The sequence below is a fragment of the Pseudomonas juntendi genome (genome assembly GCF_009932375.1).
GTDB classification, from domain to species: Bacteria; Pseudomonadota; Gammaproteobacteria; order Pseudomonadales; family Pseudomonadaceae; genus Aquipseudomonas; species Aquipseudomonas juntendi.
Map to the genome: position 1 here is coordinate 1 of NZ_BLJG01000030.1, position 20,653 is coordinate 20,653.

General features: G+C 63.1%; 23 protein-coding genes. 11 read left to right on the forward strand and 12 right to left on the reverse strand.

Translation table 11 applies throughout. From position 1 onward, the window contains the following. Positions 1-166: 166 nt before the first annotated feature. Entirely contained in the window at positions 167-1,687 is a 1,521-nt protein-coding gene (locus tag GYA94_RS04090) for a nucleobase:cation symporter-2 family protein (RefSeq protein ID WP_054906235.1), read from the reverse strand. A gap of 260 nt (positions 1,688-1,947) precedes the next feature. Next, a complete protein-coding gene (locus GYA94_RS04095) occupies positions 1,948-2,313 on the reverse strand; it encodes a PilZ domain-containing protein (RefSeq protein WP_110679690.1) in 366 nt (121 codons plus the stop codon). Between the two features lie 166 nt (positions 2,314-2,479). On the opposite strand from GYA94_RS04095, the gene GYA94_RS04100 reads away from it, so the two are divergent. The 3 genes from GYA94_RS04100 (at position 2,480) to yjiA (ending at position 5,932) form a co-directional block, all read left to right on the forward strand. Then, entirely contained in the window at positions 2,480-4,546 is a 2,067-nt protein-coding gene (locus tag GYA94_RS04100; protein WP_009682653.1) for a carbon starvation CstA family protein, read from the forward strand. A gap of 13 nt (positions 4,547-4,559) precedes the next feature. After that, the gene (locus tag GYA94_RS04105) at positions 4,560-4,757 is read left to right on the forward strand and encodes a YbdD/YjiX family protein (RefSeq protein ID WP_009682654.1); all 198 of its coding nucleotides are present in this window, start codon (positions 4,560-4,562) and stop codon (positions 4,755-4,757) included. Positions 4,758-4,954: 197 nt separating this feature from the next. Then, positions 4,955-5,932 (forward strand): GTPase, encoded by a 978-nt coding sequence (gene yjiA / locus GYA94_RS04110; RefSeq protein ID WP_054906238.1) that lies wholly within the window; start codon positions 4,955-4,957, stop codon positions 5,930-5,932. On the opposite strand, the gene GYA94_RS04115 is transcribed toward yjiA, so the two are convergent. Then, the gene (locus tag GYA94_RS04115; RefSeq protein WP_161891848.1) at positions 5,892-7,379 is read right to left on the reverse strand and encodes a methylenetetrahydrofolate reductase C-terminal domain-containing protein; all 1,488 of its coding nucleotides are present in this window, start codon (positions 7,377-7,379) and stop codon (positions 5,892-5,894) included. The genes yjiA and GYA94_RS04115 overlap by 41 nt on opposite strands. 224 nt (positions 7,380-7,603) lie before the next feature. On the opposite strand from GYA94_RS04115, the gene GYA94_RS04120 reads away from it, so the two are divergent. Next, entirely contained in the window at positions 7,604-8,428 is an 825-nt protein-coding gene (locus GYA94_RS04120; RefSeq protein WP_110679687.1) for a 5-methyltetrahydropteroyltriglutamate--homocysteine methyltransferase, read from the forward strand. A gap of 41 nt (positions 8,429-8,469) precedes the next feature. Here the strand turns inward: GYA94_RS04120 and GYA94_RS04125 are convergent, their stop codons facing one another. Further along, entirely contained in the window at positions 8,470-9,648 is a 1,179-nt protein-coding gene (locus GYA94_RS04125; protein ID WP_009682659.1) for an acetyl-CoA C-acetyltransferase, read from the reverse strand. Positions 9,649-9,899: 251 nt separating this feature from the next. On the opposite strand from GYA94_RS04125, the gene fabV reads away from it, so the two are divergent. Next, complete coding sequence (gene fabV, locus GYA94_RS04130; RefSeq protein ID WP_029886896.1) at positions 9,900-11,111, forward strand: enoyl-ACP reductase FabV; 1,212 nt, start codon at positions 9,900-9,902, stop codon at positions 11,109-11,111. A 118-nt stretch (positions 11,112-11,229) separates the two neighbouring features. Here the strand turns inward: fabV and GYA94_RS04135 are convergent, their stop codons facing one another. From GYA94_RS04135 to GYA94_RS04150, 4 genes are read right to left on the reverse strand one after another with little or no spacing between them, the layout of a single operon-like run. After that, positions 11,230-11,571, reverse strand: a complete 342-nt coding sequence (locus GYA94_RS04135; RefSeq protein WP_009682661.1) for a HopJ type III effector protein — start codon at positions 11,569-11,571, stop codon at positions 11,230-11,232. After that, positions 11,564-11,860: a DUF1244 domain-containing protein gene (locus GYA94_RS04140; RefSeq protein ID WP_009682662.1), complete on the reverse strand. Its 297-nt coding sequence runs from the start codon at positions 11,858-11,860 to the stop codon at positions 11,564-11,566. Before GYA94_RS04140 ends, GYA94_RS04135 begins: the two co-directional genes overlap by 8 nt. Positions 11,861-11,868: 8 nt before the next feature. Next, entirely contained in the window at positions 11,869-12,606 is a 738-nt protein-coding gene (gene folM / locus GYA94_RS04145) for a dihydromonapterin reductase (protein ID WP_009682663.1), read from the reverse strand. A gap of 33 nt (positions 12,607-12,639) precedes the next feature. Next, positions 12,640-13,200, reverse strand: a complete 561-nt coding sequence (locus tag GYA94_RS04150) for a putative antibiotic biosynthesis monooxygenase (RefSeq protein ID WP_009682664.1) — start codon at positions 13,198-13,200, stop codon at positions 12,640-12,642. Between the two features lie 215 nt (positions 13,201-13,415). Here GYA94_RS04150 and GYA94_RS04155 point away from each other — a divergent pair, with 215 nt between their 5' ends. Continuing rightward, a complete protein-coding gene (locus GYA94_RS04155) occupies positions 13,416-14,351 on the forward strand; it encodes a MerR family transcriptional regulator (RefSeq protein WP_161891849.1) in 936 nt (311 codons plus the stop codon). On the opposite strand, the gene GYA94_RS04160 is transcribed toward GYA94_RS04155, so the two are convergent. Together GYA94_RS04160 and GYA94_RS04165 are read right to left on the reverse strand one after the other, a co-directional pair. Continuing rightward, positions 14,336-14,953 carry a hypothetical protein gene (locus tag GYA94_RS04160; RefSeq protein ID WP_009682667.1) on the reverse strand — a complete coding sequence of 206 codons (618 nt, stop codon included), beginning with the start codon at positions 14,951-14,953 and terminating at the stop codon, positions 14,336-14,338. The genes GYA94_RS04155 and GYA94_RS04160 overlap by 16 nt on opposite strands. Before the next feature lie 59 nt (positions 14,954-15,012). Then, positions 15,013-15,441: a PAS domain S-box protein gene (locus tag GYA94_RS04165; RefSeq protein ID WP_161891850.1), complete on the reverse strand. Its 429-nt coding sequence runs from the start codon at positions 15,439-15,441 to the stop codon at positions 15,013-15,015. Positions 15,442-15,568: 127 nt separating this feature from the next. On the opposite strand from GYA94_RS04165, the gene GYA94_RS04170 reads away from it, so the two are divergent. After that, positions 15,569-16,024 (forward strand): flavodoxin, encoded by a 456-nt coding sequence (locus tag GYA94_RS04170; RefSeq protein ID WP_161891851.1) that lies wholly within the window; start codon positions 15,569-15,571, stop codon positions 16,022-16,024. Positions 16,025-16,098: 74 nt separating this feature from the next. Here GYA94_RS04170 and GYA94_RS04175 read toward each other — a convergent pair whose 3' ends face one another. Further along, positions 16,099-16,995 (reverse strand): LysR family transcriptional regulator, encoded by an 897-nt coding sequence (locus GYA94_RS04175; RefSeq protein ID WP_029886899.1) that lies wholly within the window; start codon positions 16,993-16,995, stop codon positions 16,099-16,101. 96 nt (positions 16,996-17,091) lie between these two features. On the opposite strand from GYA94_RS04175, the gene GYA94_RS04180 reads away from it, so the two are divergent. The 4 genes from GYA94_RS04180 to GYA94_RS04195 all read left to right on the forward strand — a co-directional run bounded on the left by GYA94_RS04180 (position 17,092) and on the right by GYA94_RS04195 (position 20,262). Next, complete coding sequence (locus GYA94_RS04180) at positions 17,092-17,478, forward strand: CidA/LrgA family protein (protein ID WP_009682672.1); 387 nt, start codon at positions 17,092-17,094, stop codon at positions 17,476-17,478. Further along, positions 17,468-18,154, forward strand: a complete 687-nt coding sequence (locus GYA94_RS04185) for an LrgB family protein (RefSeq protein ID WP_054906051.1) — start codon at positions 17,468-17,470, stop codon at positions 18,152-18,154. The genes GYA94_RS04180 and GYA94_RS04185 overlap by 11 nt, the downstream gene beginning before the upstream one ends. Before the next feature lie 176 nt (positions 18,155-18,330). Beyond that, on the forward strand, positions 18,331-19,236 hold the full coding sequence (locus GYA94_RS04190) for an alpha/beta fold hydrolase (protein WP_161891852.1): 906 nt from the start codon (positions 18,331-18,333) through the stop codon (positions 19,234-19,236). Between the two features lie 114 nt (positions 19,237-19,350). Continuing rightward, complete coding sequence (locus GYA94_RS04195) at positions 19,351-20,262, forward strand: SDR family oxidoreductase (RefSeq protein ID WP_161891853.1); 912 nt, start codon at positions 19,351-19,353, stop codon at positions 20,260-20,262. A gap of 101 nt (positions 20,263-20,363) precedes the next feature. Here the strand turns inward: GYA94_RS04195 and GYA94_RS27885 are convergent. Then, positions 20,364-20,653: hypothetical protein (locus GYA94_RS27885; RefSeq protein WP_218031588.1), on the reverse strand; the 290-nt coding region annotated here is incomplete at its 5' end.

The window sequence follows — 20,653 nt, forward strand, 5'->3', positions numbered from 1 at the left end:
CATAGAATCTCCCACAGGTTCTGCCCATCTTGTGGCAAACACCCGTGAGCCCTGATGCGATCCCTGTGGGCGCTGGCTTGCCGGCGACAGGGTCAGCACAGGCAAACGAAAAAGGGGGCCGATGATGCGCATCGGCCCCCCCCCCACCTCACCGCTCAGGCAACCCTCAATGCTCGGCCACCGCCGCAGGGCGTCTGACCGTTTCATTGCCATGCTCGTCCAGCTCCAGCATCGGCACCTCGTTACCCTCGGCATCGAACAACTTGCCATCCTTGAAGTAGTCGCCATCGCGCAGTGCGGAAATGTCCGAATACTGGATGGTGCGCTCGTAGGCCGCAGCGAACACCGACTGGTTTTCCGAGTTGCCGGTGGTGAAGTGGTTGAAGATCAGGTTCAGCAGGATGGCCATGATCGCCGCCGAGCTGATGCCCGAGTGGAAGATGGTCTCGAACCAGTTCGGGAAGTGGTGGTAGAAGGTCGGCGCGGCAATCGGGATCATGCCGAAGCCCAGCGAGGCCGCGACGATGATCAGGTTCACGTTGTTCTTGTAGCTGACCTTGGACAAGGTGCGGATACCACTGGCCGCCACGGTGCCGAACAGCACGATGCCTGCACCGCCCAGTACCGGGGTAGGGACGGCGGCAATGACCCGGCCCATGATCGGCAGCAGGCCGAGAACCACCAGGATCAGGCCACCGGTAGCCACCACATAACGGCTCTTCACGCCGGTAACGGCCACCAGGCCGACGTTCTGGGCGAATGCGCTTTGCGTGAACGAGCCGAAGATCGGCGCCAGAATGCTCGACGCCATGTCGGCACGCAGGCCGTTGCCCAGGCGCTTGGAGTCGACCTTGGTATCGATGATCTCGCCCACGGCAAGGATGTCGGCCGAGGTTTCCACCAGGGTCACCATGATGACGATGCACATCGACAGGATGGCCGCGATGTGAAACTCGGGCATGCCGAAATGGAACGGCGTGGGGAAGGCGAACATCGGGCCTTCGGTGACCTTGCTGAAGTCGGCCATGCCCAGCGCCCAGGCGATCAAAGTGCCGACCACCATGGCCAGCAGGATCGACAGCCGCGAGATGCTCGCGCTACCCAGTTTGCTCAGCAGCAGCACAATGGCAAAGGTCAGCGCCGCCAGGCCGATATTGGCCACGCTGCCGAACTCGGGCGAAGCGCTGTTGCCGCCCATTACCCAGCGCGCGGCGACCGGCATCAGGGTCAGGCCGATGGTGGTGATGACGATACCGGTCACCAAGGGCGGGAAGAACTTGGTAATGCGTGAGAACACCGGGGTGATCAGAAAGCCGATCAGTGATGCCGCCATGACCGCACCGAGCACCCCCGGCAAGCCACCGCCACCTTCGCTGCTGAGAATGGCGCCCATGGTCGCCACGCCGGCGAACGACACGCCCTGCACCAGCGGTAGCTGGCAGCCGAAGAACGGCAGACCCAACGTCTGCAGCAGGGTGGCCAGGCCACCGGCAAACAGCGAGGCGGCGATCAGCATGCCGATTTCGCCACCGTTCAGGCCAGCGGCCTGCCCCAGGATCAGGGGCACCGCGACGATCCCCCCGTACATGGTCAACACGTGTTGCAGACCATAGGCCAGGTTGGCGCCCAGCCCGAGGTTTTCGTCCTCGGGGCGTTGAGCGGGAGACGTGCTAGGGGACGTAGTCATGGAGCAGGCTCTCTGTTTATTGTTGTGGCGCTACTGTAGACACTTCCCGTGATTGATTGCCACAAGAATTGTATACAATATTTTGATCGGAGCGCGCACAAGTGCGGCATCAGGGTGTGTTAAAACCCAATGCATGAGCCGTACCAACTTGTCTAAAGCTGTACTAGAGGCGTGTGTACAAAGTCCTGCTACCCAGCCCTAAAGCTGTCTGAGTAGACAGGAAACACAAAGTGGGAAGGCCCTTAGCTAGCTAAGAGATTTCATTCTTCGATCAATTCGCGCAGCTCACGCATCATTCTGGTGCCGTCACCCAGGTTCAATTCCACAAGACGGTGCAGATGGGTCATCGATTCGACATCGATGTACAGGCAGATGAAACCAAGCCGGGCCGGTTCCTCGTGGCGCAGTTCGACCTGCATGGTCACCTGCGTTTGCTCGTCCAGCGTGATGATTGCGTCGAAGTTCTGGCTCAGGTCGGCATCCCATTGCTGCGGGCGTTCCACCAGCAGCCCCTTGAGCGAAATGTCCAGCAGCTTGGGCGACCAGCATCGGGAGCCTTGGTGAAGTTCGGTAGGGGCGTCGAAGCAGATTCGCTGGAAACGCCTACGTTCGTCGTGATCGCTCATGGGTAAGGCCCTCGGGTGGCATCCTGATCAGGGTGATGAAGGGTTTGTGCATCAGGTACTGCAATCTGGCCGCAGAGGCTCTAGACCAAAGCAAGTGTGGCAATGCCGCCTGACTCGCCCTAGACTCGGTGGGCGGTCTTTCCAATCCAACAGCTGGAAGCTAACCATGAACAACAATAATAGCCTGCTACGCCACATACCGTGGCTGGCGCTGGCAGTCATAGGGGCCTGCGCGCTGGGTGTCGTTGCCCTGCGTCGCGGTGAGGCGATCAATGCCTTGTGGATCGTGGTCGCGGCAGTGGCCATCTACCTGGTCGCCTATCGCTACTACAGCCTGTTCATCGCCACCAAAGTGATGCAACTCGACCCGCGCCGTGCCACCCCGGCGGTGCTCAACAACGACGGCCTGGACTACGTTCCGACCAACAAACACATTCTGTTCGGCCACCACTTCGCCGCCATCGCCGGCGCCGGCCCACTGGTGGGCCCGGTGCTCGCCGCGCAAATGGGCTACCTGCCCGGCACGCTGTGGCTGATTGCCGGTGTGGTGCTGGCCGGTGCAGTGCAGGACTTCATGGTCCTGTTCCTGTCTACCCGCCGCAATGGCCGCTCGCTGGGCGACATGGTGCGCGAGGAAATGGGCCGCATTCCGGGCACCATCGCCCTGTTCGGCTGCTTCCTGATCATGATCATCATCCTGGCGGTGCTGGCGCTGATCGTGGTCAAGGCCCTGGCCGAAAGCCCATGGGGCATGTTCACGGTAATGGCGACCATCCCGATCGCGATGTTCATGGGCATTTACATGCGCTACATCCGCCCGGGCCACATTGGTGAAATCTCGATCATCGGCGTGGTGCTGCTGTTGGCCTCGATCTGGCTGGGGGGCCAGATTGCGGCCGATCCGGTATGGGGCCCGGCGTTCACCTTCACCGGCGTGCAGATCACCTGGATGCTGGTCGGTTACGGTTTCGTGGCTGCGGTGCTGCCGGTGTGGCTGGTGCTGGCGCCGCGCGACTACCTGTCGACCTTCCTCAAGATCGGTACCATCATCGCCCTGGCCATCGGCATCCTGGTGACCATGCCCGAGCTGAAAATGCCGGCGCTGACACAGTTCACCGATGGCACGGGCCCTGTATGGAAGGGCACCCTGTTCCCGTTCCTGTTCATCACCATTGCCTGTGGTGCGGTGTCTGGCTTCCACGCGCTGATCTCCTCGGGCACTACGCCCAAGCTGCTGGATAACGAAACCAACGCCCGCTACATCGGCTATGGCGGCATGCTGATGGAGTCGTTCGTGGCCATCATGGCCATGGTGGCTGCGTCGGTGATCGAACCAGGCGTGTACTTCGCCATGAACAGCCCGGCAGCCGTGGTCGGCGCCGATGTGGCGTCGGTCGCGCAGACCGTGAGCAGCTGGGGCTTCCTGATTACGCCCGAACAACTGGAGGCGGTGGCCCGCGACATTGGCGAGCACACCATCCTGGCCCGTGCCGGGGGTGCACCCACGCTGGCGGTAGGTATCGCGCAAATCCTGCACCAGGTGCTGCCGGGTGAAAACACCATGGCGTTCTGGTACCACTTCGCGATCCTGTTCGAGGCGCTGTTCATCCTCACCGCGGTCGACGCCGGTACCCGTGCCGGGCGCTTCATGCTGCAAGACCTGCTGGGCAGCTTCGTACCAGCCCTGAAACGCACCGAGTCGTGGGGTGCCAACCTGCTGGCCACCGGCGGTTGTGTAGCGTTGTGGGGTTACCTGCTGTACCAGGGCGTGATCGACCCGCTGGGCGGCATCAACACCCTGTGGCCGCTGTTCGGTATCTCCAACCAGATGCTGGCGGGTATTGCCCTGATGCTGGGCACTGTGGTCCTGATCAAGATGAAGCGCGAGCGCTACATCTGGGTCACCCTGCTGCCGGCGGCCTGGCTGCTGATCTGCACCACGGCGGCGGGCCTGATCAAGCTGTTCGACCCGAACCCGGCTGTAGGTTTCCTGGCCCTGGCCAAGAAATACAGCACCGCCCTGGACGCCGGCCAGGTTCTGGCCCCGGCCAAGGACATCGGGCAGATGCAACACGTGATCTTCAACGCCTATACCAACGCCGGCCTGACCATTCTGTTCCTGCTGGTGGTGTTCAGTGTGCTGTTCTTTGCCATCAAGGTCGGCTACGCCGCCCTCGGCCGCAAAGAACGCAGCGACAAGGAAACCCCGTTCCAGGCACTGCCTGACGCTTGAGAGGACCGCTGTCATGTTCAACGACCTGGGTCGACTGGGTAAGTACCTGGGGCAGGCCGCCCGCCTGATGGTCGGCATGCCCGACTACGACAACTATGTCGAGCACATGCACAAGACACACCCGGACAAGCCGGTCATGACGTATGAGCAGTTCTTCCGCGAACGTCAGGAAGCACGTTATGGCGGCAAGTCCGGGCCCAAGTGCTGTTGAGCCTCAAGCGTTAACCTGTACCGGCCTCATCGCTGGCAAGCCAGCTCCCACAGGCACTTCACAGGCCTCAAGGTTTGTGCGGTGCCTTTGGGGCGCTCTTTCAGGTACTGCCCAGGCGTCAAGGTTTGCGCGGTACCTGTGGGAGCTGGCTTGCCGGCGATCGGGCCAGTGTTTTTTCCGCACAGGAGATGTTCTGCGTGCAGACGCCCATTCCCGTAACCATCCTCACCGGCTTCCTCGGTGCCGGTAAGACCACCTTGCTCAAACACATGCTCAAGGCCGAGCATGGTCTGAAGCTGGCGGTGATCGAAAACGAATTCAGTGACGCCGGCATCGACAGCCAGTTGCTGGGCGACCAGCCGGTGCAGGTGATGACCCTGGCCAACGGCTGTGTGTGCTGCAGCATTCACGGTGACCTGACCCGCGCCTTGTACCTGCTGCTCGAGCGCCTGGATGCCGGCGAAATCGCCTTCGACCGCCTGGTGATCGAATGCACCGGCCTGGCCGACCCGGCGCCGGTGGCGCAAACCTTCTTCATCGACGAGGAACTGCGCGAGCGCTACATCCTCGACGGCATCATCACCCTGGTCGATGCCAAGCATGCCGAGTTGCATTTGACCCAGACCATCGCCCAGGCCCAGGTTGGCTTTGCCGATCGCCTGTTGCTGAGCAAGACCGACCTCGTCGAGCCGGCTGCGGTCCAGGCCCTGCGCGAACGCCTGGCCCGTATCAACGGGCGGGCGGCGATCCGAGTGGTCGAGCACGGTTGCATCGACCTGGCAGAGTTGCTGGACGTGCGCGGCTTCAACCTCAACCCCGACCTGGGCGCAAACCTGAAACCCTCGCTGCGCCCGGTGCTCAAGCCAGCCACCCCCGACCGTATCGGCACCCTGGTGCTGCGTACCGAAGCCGCGCTGGATATCGACCGCCTCAGCGGCTTCATGAACGACCTGCTGGAAACCCATGGCAAGCAGCTGCTGCGTTACAAGGGCGTGCTGAACATTGCCGGCGAGGACCGCAAGCTGGTGTTTCAGGGTGTACTCAAGCTGTATGGCTTCGACTGGGACGCCGAGTGGGCCGAAGGCGAAACCCGCGAAAGCGTGATGGTCTTCATTGCCGATGACCTGCCCGAGGCTACGATTCGGGCTGGGTTCGAGGCGCTGGCTGAGGGCTGACCCGGCGTGGTGTGGGTGGCGCGAACCACTGCGGCCACGAGCTGCGGTGGCGCGTTTGCTCCTCGATGCAGGGGATCAGCCGCTCCCTCAGCACGGCGGTTTGCCCCACGGCCTTGGCCGTGCGGTACTTGATGCTGTGGATGCACTCGCGGTCGCCGAACTCGCAGCGGTTGAGCGCGGTGCCCCCACAGGGGCCATTGGCCAGGCCCTTGGGGCAGGTTTCCGGGCAGGTGTACAAGGTGTCTTCCAGGCGGCAGCGGCCGCAGGTATCACAGCCAACCAACGGGCGCTTAACACTGCGCTCCAGGGTGTGCAGCACCTGTGCGCCAAGGCGGGTGGTCCACAGTGGCTGGCGCACCGCCCAGCCAAACGCCTTGCTCAGGCTGTTGCGGCGGCTGAACAGCAGCCCATGCATGCCATGCATCAGGTGGTAGCGGGCTTTTTCCTTGAACGAGGCATCGACCCTTGATTCGCCCTGGCGCCAGTTGGCCTGGGGGGGATGGAAGGTGACTGCCGGCAGCCCCGGCATTTGCCAACTGGCTTGCCAGGCGGGCGCCCATTGCTCCAGGGTGTGGACGTGCGTTTGCCAGTACGCCAGTCGCGCTTCAAGGGCAAGCAGCTGCTTCAGGTCATGAATGCCCGACAGGTGCACGCCCGCGTAACCCATCAGCTTCGTTCCGATGATCTGCAAGGCAAGGCGGTCAACGCTGCGCGACTGGGCAAAAGCCTTGGACTGCGCCGTTTCCGCCTCGAGCATCTCGCGCATGGAGGGGGTAACGGTCACGCCGGCGACGTGGTCGAGCATCGCTGCACGGCCATGGGTGAGGCTCATCAGGCAGGCCAGCATGGGTTTGGGCGCGGCCTGGCGGCGCATCCAGTGCATGGCTTCCTGGTGTTTGGCTGCGTCGAAGCCCAGTTGCAAGGTGAGGAAGTCGGCCCCCGCAGCCAGTTTTTTCTCGGCCTTGAAGTACTGCGCGCCGCCTTCTTCCTCGTGGTACTTGAATGGGTTCAGCGCCGCGCCCAGCAACCAGTGCGGGCAGGCCTGGCGGGCAATCTGCAGCGCGGCCACCGACTCCAGGTAGCGCACCGGGCGCTGGCCGGGTTCATGCCCAGGCAAACGGTCACCGGTCAGCAGCAGCAACTGGTCGAGGCCGGCCGCCTCCATGCGCTGCAATTGTGCGAGCAAGTGGTGGCGTTCGCGGTCCTTGCCGGAGAAATGCGGCAGGGCCGGCACCGGGCGGTCGAACGAGGCCAGGGCGTCCAGCGGCGACATGTCCAGCGGGCTGCCGACGCGGTCGCCGATGGCCACGGTCATTGGCCAGCCGCACAGCTGCGCACGGTCCATGATCGCTTGCATCGCAGCGAAGCGTTCTGCAGAGGCTTTGGGCACAAACTCCATGACACAGACGAAATGGTGTTCACGCAGCGCGGTTTTCAGCAGGCTCATGAGGCCGGGCACCTGGTGTGGTCAGGGTGGCATTGTGCGGCAGAAGGCGCAGGAGGTCATGTCCGGATGCGCACGCTGGTGCTCTGAACAAGACATGGGGCGACTTCTGCGCATTCGGGATCATGAGAATTTCTTGGGTTCATCTCAAATTTTATGAGTTTGTCTCAACACCACGATCCACTGGAAAATCCCCTCATCAATTTGAGCATGCTGAGGGGCGACACATGGCACTGGCACACAACCTGGGCTTTCCACACATTGGCGGCGACCGCGAACTGCGGGCCCGCCACTGGCAAGTGCAGATAGACGCCGGTATCGAACTGCTGCCCGTCGGCGAAACCGGCCAATGTGGCCAGCTGCCGGGTACCGATGACCAGCCGTTTGCCCTCAACTGGGAACCCTTGTTCAAAGAGGTGGAGCATGCCAACGCGCTGGGCCATGCCATCAAGCCTGTCGTGATTGGCCCGTTGACCTACCTGTGGCAGGGCCAGGCCCGCAACGCCGACTTCGACAAGCTGGAACTGCTCGATCGCCTGCTGCCCTTGTATGATCAGGCCCTCAACCGCTTGGCTGCGCTGGGCGCCGAATGGGTCCAGATCGACGAACCGATCCTCGCCCACGACCTGCCACAGGACTGGAAAAACGCCTTCGAACGCGTCTACAACATCCTGCAGCGTGCACCATTGAAGAAGTTGATTGCCACGTACGCCGGTGGCCTGGATGGCAACCTTGGCCTGGCCGCCAACCTGCCAGTCGATGGCCTGCACATCGATCTGGTGCAGGCGCCGGCACAGTATCAGGCCATCCTTGACCGCCTGCCGGCCTATAAAGTGCTGTCGCTGGGCCTGGTTGATGGCCGCGATGGCGCGCCTTGCGAGTCGGACAATGCCCTGGGGCTGTTGCAAGACGCCCATGAGCGCCTGGGGGCGCGGCTGTGGCTGGCGCCGGCCTGTTCGTTGGCGCATGGCACCGTAGAGGTGGCTGTGAGGAAGTGCCGCGAAGTGGCTGCGCTGGCCGCCTCGCTGGAGCAGTACCGAGTCGCGGCTTGATCATCTGCTGCTTGTGCCGGCCTGTTCAACTCAAACGCCGCTCAACGTTCGATAGCCAGTGCAACACCTTGGCCACCGCCAATGCACAAGGTCGCCAGGCCTTTGTGGGCATCGCGCTTGATCATCTCGTGCAACAAGGTCACCAACACCCGGCAGCCGGACGCACCAATCGGGTGGCCCAGGGCAATCGCCCCACCGTTCACATTGACCCGTGCCGCATCCCACTCCAGCGCCTTGCCCACGGCCAGTGCCTGTGCAGCAAAGGCTTCGTTGGCTTCGATCAGGTCCAGTTCGCTCAGCTGCCAGCCGGCCTTGTCCAGGCAGCGCCGCGTCGCCGCAACCGGGCCGATGCCCATGATCGCCGGGTCTACCCCGGCACTGGCATAAGCGGCGATCTTCGCCAGCACCGGCAGGCCCAGGGCCTCGGCTTTGGTGGCGCTCATCAGCAGTACGGCGGCAGCGCCGTCGTTCAGGCTGGAGGCATTGCCAGCGGTGACGCTACCGTCTTTCTTGAACGCTGCGCGCAGCTTGCCCAGCGACTCGGCAGTGGTGTCCGGGCGCGGCTGCTCATCACGGGCGAACACTTTCGGCTCGCCCTTCTTCTGCGGCAGCACCACAGGGGTGATCTCCGCATCGAAGCGGCCGGCCTCGATGGCAGCGAGTGCCTTGCGTTGCGACTCGGCGGCAAAGGCATCCTGCTGTTCACGGCTGAGGCCGTACTCGTCCACCAGATTTTCGGCAGTGATGCCCATGTGGTAGTCGTTGAAGGCATCCCACAGGCCATCGGTGATCATGCTGTCGATCAGCTGGCCATGGCCCATGCGCTGGCCGGTGCGGGCCGAGGGCATCACATAGGGGGCCAGGCTCATGTTCTCCTGGCCACCGGCAATCACCACCTCGGCGTCACCGCAGCGGATGGCCTGGGCCGCCAGGTGCAGGGCTTTAAGGCCCGAGCCGCAGACCTTGTTCAGGGTCAGCGCCGGTACGCTGAAGGGCAGGCCGGCCTTGATCGCGGCCTGGCGCGCCGGGTTCTGCCCGGCGCCGGCGGTCAGCACCTGGCCGAGGATGACTTCGTCGACCTGCGCCGGGTCCAGCCCGGTCTGCTCCAGCAGGCGCTTGATCACGGCGGCGCCGAGGTCAACCGCAGGCACGCTGGCCAGGGCACCCTGGAAGCTGCCAATGGCGGTACGGGTTGCGGCGACGATGACCACGTCGTTCATATTGTTGTTCTCCGTGCGGTGGGCGTAAGGCTTCAAGCATCGGTGCCCTGGGCTCATTTGTTAAGTTTGTTTTTCTTTGAGATTGATGTGAAAAGCAAATGAATGGCCGCGCAGCGGTCCACCCCGGTTTTGCATCGCCCGGATCACCCCGTAATATGTGTCGGATAACCTGCGGGGGTAGTCTCACCCTCTGATCAACAGGAAACGCCCATGTGGCGCTTCCCCAGCATAAACCTGACGAGGTACAGACATTGGCCATCATTCATCCTAAGGTTCGCGGTTTCATCTGCACCACGACTCACCCGAAGGGCTGCGAGCTCAACGTCCGTGACCAGATCGAAGCCACCCGCAAGCTGGGCGTGCGCGAGGATGGTCCGAAGAAGGTCCTGGTCATCGGTGCTTCCAGTGGCTATGGCCTGGCAGCACGCATTACTGCAGCGTTCGGCTTCAAGGCTGACACCCTGGGCGTATTCTTCGAAAAGCCAGGCACCGAAACCAAGGCCGGCACCGCTGGCTGGTATAACGCTGCGGCTTTCGACAAGTTCGCCAAGGCCGAGGGCCTGTACAGCAAGTCGATCAACGGTGACGCCTTCTCCGACGAAGCCCGCGCCAAGGTCATCGAGCTGATCAAGAACGAAATGGGTGGCAAGGTCGACCTGGTCATTTACTCGCTGGCCTCGCCGGTGCGCAAGCTGCCGCAGACCGGTGAAGTGATCCGCTCGGCACTCAAGCCGATCGGCCAGCCGTACAAGTCGACTGCCATCGACACCAACAAGGACACCATCATCGAGGCCAGCATCGAGCCGGCCACCGAGCAGGAAATCGCCGACACCGTTACCGTCATGGGTGGCCAGGACTGGCAACTGTGGATCGACGCCCTGGCGGGCGCCGACGTACTGGCCGAGGGTGCGCGTACCGTGGCCTTCAGCTACATCGGCACCGAGATCACCTGGCCAATCTACTGGCACGGCGCCCTGGGCCAGGCCAAGCAGGACCTGGATGAAACCGCGCTGCGCCTGGACAAGAAGCTGGCCGCTGAAGTGAAAGGCGGCGCCAACGTGGCGGTGTTGAAGTCGGTGGTGACCCAGGCCAGCTCGGCCATTCCGGTGATGCCGCTGTACCTGTCGATGGTCTTCAAGATCATGCAGGAAAAGGGTGTGCACGAGGGTACCCAGGACCAACTGGACCGCATGTTCCGCGACCGCATGTACCGTGCCGATGGCGCCCCGGCCGAAGTGGACGAGAAGGCCCGCCTGCGCCTGGACGACTGGGAACTGCGCGACGATGTGCAGGATGCCTGCAAGGCCATGTGGCCACAGGTGACCACCGAGAACCTGTTCCAGCTGACCGACTACGCCGGTTACAAGAAGCAGTTCCTCAACCTGTTCGGCTTTGAGCGCGCTGACGTCAACTACGACGAAGACGTAGCCACCGATGTGAAGTTCGACTGCGTCGAGCTGTAATTTCACACCGTACTGGCCTCATCGCTGGCACGCCAGCTCCCATTTCGACAGCGGTGCCTTCAAGGCCTGTGTCGGGGCTGGCTTGCCGGCGATGGGCTGCAAAGCAGCCCCGGCAATCTCAAGCCTTGCGCGACAGTGGCGGCGCAGCGAACGTCACACCGGCCAGGCCGTGCTTGATCAGCGCCCGGATATTGCCATGGTCACTGCCCTCAGGCGTGGCCAGCACATCCCGGTAGTGCTCGCCGAAAGCCAGCAACGCTTCCTGATCGCTCAGCCCTTCAAGCACTGCCAGGCCCAAGGTTTTGCACGAACCTTCGTTCTGCCCGGCGGCATTCTCGACACCACCATTGTTGAACGCCTGCGGCTGATAGCTGTAGTGCTCGGCAATGAACGCCAGGGTGTCGGCAAAGGCATGTTGGCCGCTGGCCAGGCTGGCGCGCAGGGTATCTAGATCAGTCACGAGGTTTTCCTTTTTCGAACGCCGCTTGCTGCTCGGCGCTGGCTTCTTTCTGGTATTGGGCTTTCCACTGGGCATAAGGCATGCCGTACACCGCTTCGCGGGCGTCATCCAGGCTCAGGTCGAGCTCACGCTCGTCAGCCGCAGCCTTGTACCACTTGGACAGGCAGTTGCGGCAGAAGCCGGACAGGTTCATCAGGTCGATGTTCTGCACGTCGGTGCGTTTCTGCAAATGGTCGACCAGGCGCCGGAACGCGGCGGCTTCGAGTTCAAGCTGTTGCTGTGGGGTCATGTGGGCTCTCACGTCATGCGGTTCTTCAGGTGGCGGCCACCATTGATGACCACCTGGCTGCCGGTGCTGTACTGGCTGGCGAGCAGGTACTTGACCGTCTCGATCAGTGGCCCGGCGCCGGGTTCGAACTCCAGCAGGGCCTTTTTCAAGGTGTGCTGGCGGTAGGCTTCGTCACCCCCTTCCTTGAGGATCAGCAGCCCGGGAAGGATACCGTTCACATGCACCTTGGGCGCATATTTTTCAGCGAACGACAGCACCATGTTCTGCAGCGCGGCCTTGGTGGCGGCATAGCCAATGTGGCTCTTGCTGCCGCGCGAGGAGGTTTCGTCGCAGATGTGAATGATGTCGGCCTTGTCCTGCTTGGCCAGCATTTCGCCCAAGGCCAGGTTGAGGTGGTAGGGCGCCTCTACATGCAGGCGGAACATGGTCTCGAGGTTGTCCAGGCCATCGTCCAGCCACAACGACGCGTTATGGATGATGGCGCGCAGGCCGTCGTAATGCTCGACCAGGTAGTCGATCAGCGCCTGGCGGTCGTCTGCCCGGCACAGGTCTGCCTGGAACTGCACGATGTTCGGGTGGGCCGCCTGTGGCTGTACGGTACGGCTGGCACTGACCACCGTATGGCCGGCCTGTGCCAGTTCAAGGGCCAGGGCCAGCCCGACGCGCTGGCTGGCTCCGGTAACGAGAATTGGGCTGTTCATGTTCGGGGCGGTCAACTTGTCTGTCCTGTGGTTGCCGCCCAGCATACCCGAACTGTTTGCCCATTGTACGGCCTGGCCTCAGCGGCTGCGCAGGGCGCCCGCGGTGGCCGAAGAGGGCTGTAGCCAACCGGCCAGCAGACGGGTGGACAACGGGATGAACAGGTACACCATCAGTGGCGTGAGGGCCAGGGTGCTGAGCAGTACCCGTGGTACCAGGTCGAGTGCGGCCAGCCAATGGCCGAACGCCGTGTTGAACGCCAACGACACCGGGAAGAACGCCAGCCAGATGGCCACGGCCTGTTTCCAGCGCGGCGGTTTCTGCACCGCACTGGCGCCAAACCAGTCATCAATGCCACTGACGCGCGCCTCTTTGGGGCGCTCGAACAGGCCATTGCCGCGCTGCAACCAGGCCCGCCGCGAGGCGGAATGCTCCCAGGCATGCAGGGTGGGCTCATCGCTGAAGCGGAAAATGATCTGGAATTCGTCGCCATCGTGGGGTGGGGCGAGAATGCCCGAGCCCAGGTAGCCGGGGAAGTCAGTGGCCAGCTGTTCGCCCTCATGCAGCCAGGCCAACAGGTCCTGGTAGCGGCCATGTGCGGCGCGGCGCGACACCATCAGGGTAACGGGTGGGGTAGACATTGTGTATCTCCTGGCAACGGGGCTGGCGGGTAGCCGGCCCCTTGGCTGCGTGGCCCGGGGTGGTGGGCGACGCAGGCGAACATGCAAGAATCGGGCGCGGATTATCGCGCAGTTGTGCTGTGTGGCAACTGTCTGCCGGCAAATGGTCGCAACCTGTGCCCGGCGCTGTCGTAGTAGACTAGGCCCTCTATTCCAGCACACAGGATGCCGTGCAGATGAGCGAACTGGGACGCAAGCCGGGGGGCGATGCGAGCTTCGAGCAGCAAGTGCTGTTTCCCATCCGTGAAGTCTCCCGCCTGACTGGCGTCAATGCGGTAACCCTGCGTGCCTGGGAGCGCCGTTACGGTCTGATCCAGCCCATCCGCACCGACAGCGGCCACCGCCTGTATTCCCAGGGGGACGTCGACGATATCCGCAATATCCTCGGCTGGCTGGAGCGCGGCGTGGCGGTCAGCAAGGTGGGCAGCATCCTTGCCCGCAGCCAGGCGCTTCCCGGGCAGGCCACGCGCGCAGTGGACAGCTCGCTAGGCTGGCAGCAGCAGGTGCGCGTGGCAGTGCAACGCTTTGACCTGCCAGGGCTGGGCCGCCTTTATGAGGAGGTGTTTGCCGCCAGCACGCTCGATCAGGTTTTCGCTGAGGTTTTCATGCCGGTGTGGCACGACTTGGCCGTGCGCCATGGCGGCTACGGCCAGACCAGCGAGTGGCTGTTTTTTGACCAGTTTTTGCGCGGGCGGGTGTTCATGCGTTTGCAGCTGGCGGCCGCGCCGCGTCGCCACAACGTGCTGCTGGTGCCCTTGCCGGGGCAATGCCATGAGCTTGAACTGCTGGTCACCAGCCTGCTGCTGGGCAGTGACGAGGTTGGCGTGACGCCGTTGGTGTGTGGGCAGCCCCTGCAAGAGCTGGCGCTGGTCTGCGAACGCATGAAACCAGACGCCCTCGTGCTGTTTTCCCACCAGCCGTTCACTGCAGAGGTCAGCCGCTATCTGAAGCGGCTGGCGTCGGTGCTGGGCTGCGCGTTATTGCTGGCGGGAGAGGCAACGGACCAGGCCAGCGGCGGCCTGGCGGGCAGCCCCCTGGTTTGCCTGGGGGCACAGGGCGGGGTGATGCGTCAGCGTCTGCGCCAGTGCCTGGCAGGTCAGCTGGACACCTGAGTGTGCAGTTCGGGGTGGGCGCGGCAATGGGCCTGCAGGATGTAGTCGCGCAGGCGTTCGATTTCTTCCGCTGGGCTTTGGCCAAGGTCGTACGCTGCCAGGTCCGGGCCAATACGCCGGCCCAGCACACCCTGCAGTTCGATCGGCTGGATGTTGCCGGGGGCGAAGCGCAGGTCGAAACGTGCCGGCGCGCTTGGCAGGCCACGCAACTCCACCAGCACGCCTTTGAAGGAAATTTCCCGTACCCACAGCCCGCCAGGCGCGCCATGGCCGTCGAGCAGGGCGCTGGGCTGTTCCAGCGACAGGCGCCATGGCCGCAGCATGGGGCCGTCCTCGTAGATTTCCGGGGAGCCGACTTGCAGGTGCAAAGCGTGGAATTCGTCTTCCACCAGTTGCAGCGGGAAGCTGATTTGCTGGTTGTTGAATTGCGCCTGCAAGGTCACTTGTTCATTGGCCACCAGGCGGGTGAGCAAGCTCTGGATACGGCGGTCGCCATTGACCTGCAGGCTCGACATCGAGTCGGCCAGGTTCAGGTTGGGCGAATGCTGCATGCTCTGAATGAAATCCAGCTCGTCCTGGGTAAGAAGGGCGTCTGCTTGCATGATCGAACTCGGTGGTGGCGATTTCTTCAACGTAGTTGACCGTAACCGGGGGGCTTGGTTCAGGTGCGTTCGTCGGCATTCAGACGAGCGCGCAGTTCGGCCAGCTCCCGCTCCATTTCCACCTGGCGGGTGACGTCCTTCTGAATGCCGATGAAGTAGGTACGTCGCTCGGCGTCGTTCCTTACCGCCGTGATCGACAGCTCGTTCCAGAAAGCAGTGCCATCCTTGCGGTAGTTGCGCATCACTTCCCGGCACGGGCGGCGTTCGGCCAAGGCTTTGCGAATGCGCGCACGCGCAAGCTGGTCACGGTCGTCAGCCTGCAGGAAGCGGCAATCCTGGTAGAGTATTTCGTCCCGGCTGTAGCCGGTCAGGCGTTCGAACGCGGCGTTGACGTAAATGAGGATGGTGTCGTCGCCTTCCTGTTCGGCAACCACGATCCCGTCGTGGGATGCGTCGACCATCGATTGCAGCAGTTTTGCGTTGATCATGTTCAGGCCATGCGGCAGGCAGTAAAAACGGACGCGCTGTAGCAGGCGGCTTTGGCAGAGGCGGCCTTTTGCCAGCGCTGAATGCTAGTATCCTACGTTTTCACTCAGTTTCGGAATCCTCTACCCGATGAAAGTCGCCATTATTTCCGGATCGGTCTATGGCACCGCCGAAGAAGTCGCCCGTCATGCAGAAACGAAGCTCAAGGCCGCCGGCTACCAAGCCTGGCACGCCGCACGTGCCACTTTGCAGGACCTTGAAGGTTTTGCCCCGCAGGCCCTGCTGGCCGTGACATCGACTACCGGTATGGGTGAGCTGCCGGACAACCTGATGCCCTTGTACTGCAGCCTGCGTGACAGCCTGCCAGCGGCCTTCCGTGGCCTGCCGGGTGCAGTGATTGCGCTGGGCGATTCCAGCTATGGCGATACCTACTGCGGGGGTGGCGAACAGCTGCGCGAGCTGTTTGCCGAGCTGGGCGTGCGCGAGGTGCAGCCGATGCTGCAACTGGATGCCAGCGAGACGGTGACCCCTGAAACGGATGCCGAACCGTGGCTGGCCAAGTTGGCTGAAGCCTTGAAAGGCTGACAGTCAGGTTCAGCAGGTACGGGCCTGCCGCAGGTGAGTGTCCGGGCAGACCTGCCAGCCAGCCAAACCCCGATTCATGCCTCGCTGCCGGGTACCGGCCATTCGCGCAGCAGCGCCAACCACGCTTGCGCGGCCCGCGACAAATACGCGCCACGCCGCCAGATGAAGGCAATGTCCCAGCGCAGGTCCCCCGGTGAGCGCAGGGGCATACGCACCACACCAGGGCGTTCCAGGGCTTTTGCCACCACCCGGGGCAGCAGCACCACGCCCTGGCCTGCCGCGACCAACGCTGCCAGGAAATCTGCCTGGCCACTGCGCCCGCCTTCCGTCGGGGTGAAGCCCTGCTGCTGGCAGGCTTTCACCAAACGGTCATTGAGCACGAAACTGCGCTGGTAGAGCAGGAACGGCGTTGCGGCCAATTGCTTCAGGTGCACCCCGCCCAGGCCTGCCAACGCATGCCCCGCCGGTAGCAGGGCATCCAGCGGCTCATTGCAGAACGGCTGGTATTCGAACCCGTCGTCGCTGGGCGTAAGGCTGCCACCGAGCTCCAGCTCGCCACTTCTGACGGCCTGCTCGATGCTACGGCTGCCACCCTCAACCAACTGGATGGCGATGTTCGGGTGGCGCCGCCGGTATTCGGCGAACAAACCGGCGAACAGCGCATCGCTGCCCAGCATCGGCAAGCCCAGGCGCAGTTCGCCACGCTCCATCTGGCTCAGATCGTCCAATTCGTTGAGCAGCGCCTGGCGTTGGCGCAGCAGGGCCTCGCCGCGCTCAAGCACGATGCGCCCGGCGGCGGTCAGGTGCAGGTGTGATGCCTGGCGTTCCAGCAGCGGCTGGCCCACATCTTGCTCAAGCTGCGCCACTTGCTTGCTGACGGCCGACTGACTGATGTGCAGGGTCTGTGCAGCCTGGGTAAAGCCGCCCCGGTGCACCACTTCGATAAAGCTGCGCAGCTGTTTGAATTCCATGTGCCAATTCCATTATGGAATGGTAGCCAGTCTAACAATTCGCTTCTGGCCTAGGCAGCCAAAACTTAAAATGAGGGCCTGTCGAGGAACACCGCCATGAAACCCGCGTTACTGAAAAAACTGCTGCGCCTGCTTGCCGAGCTGGCGACCCTGTATGCCCTGTTTGCACTCGGTGGCCAGCTGGCCACTTGGCTGGGCTGGCCTATTCCCGGCGGGGTCATGGGCCTGGCGCTGTTGTTGCTGTTGTTCGCTGTGGGGGCACTGAAGCCAGCCATGCTGCAACTGGGCGCCGGTTGGTTGATGGCCGAAATGCTGCTGTTCTTCATTCCTGCACTGATGAGCCTGCTGGACTATGGCGCGCTGATCCGGGACGAGGGCTGGCGCATCCTGCTGGTGATCGCCGTGAGCACGCTGATGGTGATGGTGGTGACGGCCCTGACCGTCGAACTTGTGTGCCGCTGGAGCATGCGCCATGAGCCTTGAACCCATGCCGTTGTTCTGGCTGGCGCTGACGTTGCTGGCTTACCTGGGCAGCCGCTGGCTGTACCGGCGCAGCAAGCGCTACCTGCTGTCGCCGCTGATTCTGGTGCCGGTGTTGCTGCTGGCGGTGGCTGTGCCGCTGCACACCGCCTATGCCGAGTACGCGCGCAATACCCACTGGCTGATGGGCGTGCTCGGCCCGGTGACCGTGGCCTTTGCCGTGCCGATCTGGCAGCAGCGGGCCATGCTCGCCCGGCATTGGCCGGCGTTGCTGGTCGGCATGCTGGCGGGCAGCAGTGCGTCCATCGCCAGTTCCTGGGGGTTGGCGCACCTGCTGGCGCTGGACAGTGCGACCAGCCTGTCGCTGGTGCCGCGTTCCATCACCACGCCCTTCGCCATGCCCTTGGCCCATGACCTGGGCGGTGTGCCCGAGCTGACGGCAGTGTTCGTGATGTTCACCGGGGTGCTCGGTGCCATGTTCGGTGGCGTGCTGCTGCGTTGGTTGCCGCTGCGTACGCCGTTGGCCCGGGGGGCATTGTTCGGCGTGGGCGCGCACGGTGCCGGGGTCAGCCGGGCCCAGGAAGTGGGCCGCGAGGAAGGCTCGGTGGCCGGCCTGGTCATGGTCCTGACCGGGCTGCTGAACCTGTTCGCTGCACCGCTGCTGGCCATGTTGCTCTGACCGTTCGTGCCACTGACTCGCTCAGTCATCAAGCTGGCTGGCAACGCAAGTTCCACCCCTGGTAGGGCTGGCTAGACTCACCCTCGACATAGAGAGCACATGAAAGTGCCGAGGTGACATGCAATGACCGCAGCCTTGCCCTATCCAGTCCACACCACTTAACCGGGTTACTTCTGATGCCTTTGGCCGAAATTCCATTGTGCGTCTGGCGTACCCGGGGACAGAGCTTCACATTCCGGGGCCAGAGCATCCGCTACTGGACCGCAGGGCAAGGAGAGCCCCTGCTTCTTTTACACGGCTTCCCCACCGCCAGTTGGGACTGGCATTACCTGTGGGGGCCTTTGACGCAACGCTTTCGGGTGATTGCCTGCGACATGCTCGGTTTCGGCGATTCGGCTAAACCGGTCGACCACGCCTACAGCCTGATCGAGCAAGCCGACCTGCAGCAGGCGCTGCTCGCCCACTTGCAGGTGGACCAACCGGTGCACCTGCTGGCTCACGACTATGGCGGCAGCGTCGCTCAGGAGTTGCTGGCGCGGCACCATGAGCAGCGCGCCGAGGTAGCCAGCTGCGTATTTCTCAACAGTGGCCTGTTCGCCGAAAGCTGTCACCTGCTGCTGATCCAGAAGTTGCTGCTGAGCCGCTTCGGCTGGCTGGTGGGTCGCTCCTTCGGGCGTGACGACCTGGTGCGCAACATGACCCAGGTCCATGGCCCCTGCACCCACCCGAGCGAGAGTGCCCTGGACGATTTCTGGAGCCTGATCGCCGCCAACCGCGGTACGCGCGTGCTGCATAAACTGGTGGGCTATCTGCTGGAGCGCCGCCTGCACCGTGAGCGCTGGGTTGCGGCCATGCAGCGCCCAGGTGTGCCCCTGCGGCTGATCAACGGCATGGTCGACCCATTGTCAGGCGCGCACATGCTTGAGCGTTACCGGCAACTGGTGCCACAGCCAGACACCGTGCAACTGCAGGGTATAGGCCACTACCCGCACACCGAGGCGCCGGTGCAGGTGCTGCGGCATTACCTGGCCTTTCGTGAGCAACCACTGAGCTTTTGCCAGGCGAAAGTGGCGTGGTCCTGAGCGGGCCTCATGGCCCGGCGTTATTACCAGGCATTCAGCCTGCGTGAGCTTGATTGTCTGCTTGCCGCCGGCGGCAGACACTCGGCTGACCTGAACCTGCCTGGAGCCCTTGGCATGAGCGAGCCTGTACTTCTGCAAGATCGTGTGGTGATCGTTACCGGCGCCGGTGGCGGCCTGGGCCGTGCCCACGCGCTGCTGTTCGCCGCGCGCGGGGCCAAGGTGGTGGTCAACGACCTCGGCGGTTCCACCCACGGGGAGGGCGCCAGCGCCAGCGCTGCTTATCGGGTGGTGCAGGAGATTCGCGCCGCCGGGGGCAGTGCGGTTGCCAACCATGACTCGGTCAGCCAGGGTGCCCGCATTGTCGAGCAGGCCCTGGACAGCTATGGCCGCGTCGATGTCGTGGTGAACAACGCCGGCATCCTGCGTGACAAGACCTTCCACAAGATGGACGACAGCGACTGGGAGCAGGTTTACCAAGTGCATGTAGAAGGCGCCTACAAAGTTACCCGCGCGGCCTGGCCACACCTGCGAGAGCAGAACTGGGGGCGGGTGATATTCACGGCATCCACCTCTGGCATCTACGGTAATTTTGGCCAGGCCAATTACGGCATGGCCAAACTGGGCCTGTACGGGCTTACCCGTACCTTGGCCATCGAAGGGCGCAAGCACGGCATCCTGGTCAACGCCATTGCCCCAACCGGCGGTACGCGCATGACGGAAGGGCTGATTCCCCCGCAGGTGTTCGAACGGCTCAAGCCGGAGTTGGTCAGCCCCTTGGTGGTGTACCTGGGCAGCGAGCAGTGCCAGGGCAGTGGCGAGCTGTTCGAGGTGGGCGGGGGCTGGATCGGCAAGGTGCGCTGGGAGCGTAGCCTGGGGGTGGGTTTCGACCCGCGCGAAGGCTTCACGCCCGAGCAGGTCGCGCAGCAGTGGGAGCACATTGGTGATTTCGAAGGGGCAGTGCACCCGCAGGACAGCTTGCAGGCGCTGCAGCAGATGATGGCCAACCTGCAGAAATACCCGCTGTAAGGCCGCTTGTGTCTGGGGAGAGGATTAGCATCTGGAGTGAGAGCGGTGAATGACAAGCTGAATGCCGCAGGTGCCTAGAGCACGAGTATGAGCAGAGGCTGTCATTCACCGTTCCACTTTGGCGAGAGCCCGAACAGTTGGATGCGGCTCTGATCTCGAATCACAAGCGTGGGCCAAGCCAAAGTCCTCTCACCGCTTCTTGGATATCGATGTTTCCAGTCTTTCACTCGATGCGCTGGTGCGGCCACAGGGCATAAAAATTCATCCTCAGGGTGCCACTCAATGCGATGCTCAGGACTGGCGAGCCTTGGCTGGATCTGGTGTTGCCTCAGCCGAAGAGGGTGTAGATCAACAGCCAAAATGCAGGACTCGAAGATCACACGGTTCCTGT